The 1,878-nt window shown below is 65.5% G+C and carries 2 protein-coding genes; both read right to left on the bottom strand.

Translation table 11 applies throughout. The features are described 5' to 3' along the window. Positions 1-111: 111 nt before the first annotated feature. Complete coding sequence (locus BKD30_RS07070; protein ID WP_076703525.1) at positions 112-714, bottom strand: recombinase family protein; 603 nt, start codon at positions 712-714, stop codon at positions 112-114. A gap of 251 nt (positions 715-965) precedes the next feature. Next, positions 966-1,718, bottom strand: a complete 753-nt coding sequence (locus BKD30_RS07075; protein ID WP_083956100.1) for a FadR/GntR family transcriptional regulator — start codon at positions 1,716-1,718, stop codon at positions 966-968. Positions 1,719-1,878 lie beyond the last annotated feature (160 nt).

The following is a 1,878-nucleotide window of genomic DNA, read 5'->3' on the forward strand; positions in this document are numbered from 1 at the left end:
TGCAGGGTGCGCTCGGTGATGCCTGTACTGCGGGCGAGGGCGGCGAGCGGGATGGCGTCGTCGACGTGCAGTCGAAGGATCCGCCACCGCTCGCTCGCGTCCATGACCGAGCTACATCGTTGGTGCGGGCTTCGGCCGGCGCGCTGCGACCCGTTCGGTGTGGCGGGCGAGGGCCCGGTAGATCGTGGTGCGGCTGACCCCGAGAACGTCGCCGATCTGCGCGACGGTCATGTCCTGCTGCTCATACAGCCGGCGCGCGGTCCGCACCTGGTCCGCGGAGAGGCGGGACGGTCGGCCGCCGGTTCGGCCGCGCGCCCTGGCGGCGGCGAGGCCGGCGTTGGTGCGTTCCTTGATGAGGTCCCGTTCGAACTCCGCCAGTGCGGCGAAGACGTGGAACACAAGCCGGCCGCCGGGTGAGGTGGTGTCGATGGTCTCCTGCAGTGACCGGAATCCGATCCCGCGTTCGGCGAGGGCGTGCAGCTGATCGATGAGGTGCCGGATGGATCGGCCGAGTCGGTCGAGGCGCCAGACGACGACGGTGTCGCCGGGGCGGAGCTGGTCGAGGAGCTTGTCGAGCTCGGGTCGGTGTTGCAGCGATCCGGACATGGTGTCGACGAACACGCGGTAGCAGCCGGCGGCGTTCAGTGCGTCGATCTGCAACGACGCGTCCTGGTCGGTGGTGGACACGCGCGCGTACCCGAGGAGGTGACCCATGGGAAGAACGTAGCGAAACTCGACCAGCGGGGGTAGTAGCGGAACGTAGATTCCGGGACTGAGTTCCGCTACAAGACACGCCGTCTCGACCAGCCCGCGGATGTGTCAGTTTCAGAAGTCGTCTGCACAGAATGTCAGAAGTCGTCTGCACCCGGAGTCGGTTGGGTTGGAACTGTACAGGTCAAACGCGGGATGACGGCGGGCGCTTTGTGGCAGCCCTGCCCCCGCGTCATGTCAGAACGCCGGGAGGATCAGGGCCTCAGAGTCGTCCGGGGTGCGGTCGCTTCCTGTGCCTTCTGGTGGAACCATTCGATGTGTTCTTGCAGGAGGCGGGCTGCGAGTTCTCCGTCGTGTGCTTGGACGGCGTCGAAGATGTGGTGGTGTTGGGTCCGTAGCGTGGCGATGACGTCCGGCCACGTTTCCATGGCGTCCATCGCGCCTTTGACGTAGCCGACGATGGATCCGGACAGGGATTCCATCATGGTGGCGACCACAGCGTTCCCGGCGAGCGAGCTCAGCGCCACGTGGAAGCGGGCGTCGAGTTCGTGGAACGCGGCCCGGTCGATGTCTGGATCGTCCATGGCGTGCAGGATCTGGGATGCCTGTTCCAGGTCCTCGTCGCCTCCTGTACGATTCGCGCCGGCCCGGGCTGTCCACGTTTCGAGCAGGATGCGGGTCTCTACGATGTCTGCGACCGGAAGCGTGCTGCTGGCCACGTGGAGCCGCAGGGCCGAGGACAGGCCGACCGAGGGGTCGGAGACGACGATGGCTCCTGAGGTGGGTCCGGATCCGACGGAGCTGCGGAGTATTCCCATGGCGTCCAGGACGCGGATGGCTTCGCGTACGGAGGCCCGGGAGATGCCGTAGTTTTCGGCGAGTGTTCGTTCGCCCGGGAGGCGGTCGCCCACTTTGATCTTGCCAGAGCGGAGGTCCGCTTCGATGTCCTTCAGGAGCGCGTCATGGGTGCGACGGCGGGGTGTTGCTCCTGCTTCGGCGGTTATCACGGGCGGTTCCTTAGCCTCGATCCACCGACCAATTGGTGTTGCGGGGTCGGTGTGGGAGCATGAGAATGCCCTTCTGACCTGGGAAGATACGACTTATCTAAGGCACGTATCACCCATTCAAGAAGGGCATCTCGTAGATGCAACTCTCTCACACACTCCC

This window comes from Tersicoccus phoenicis (assembly GCF_001968835.1).
Lineage (GTDB): Bacteria > Actinomycetota > Actinomycetes > Actinomycetales > Micrococcaceae > Tersicoccus > Tersicoccus phoenicis.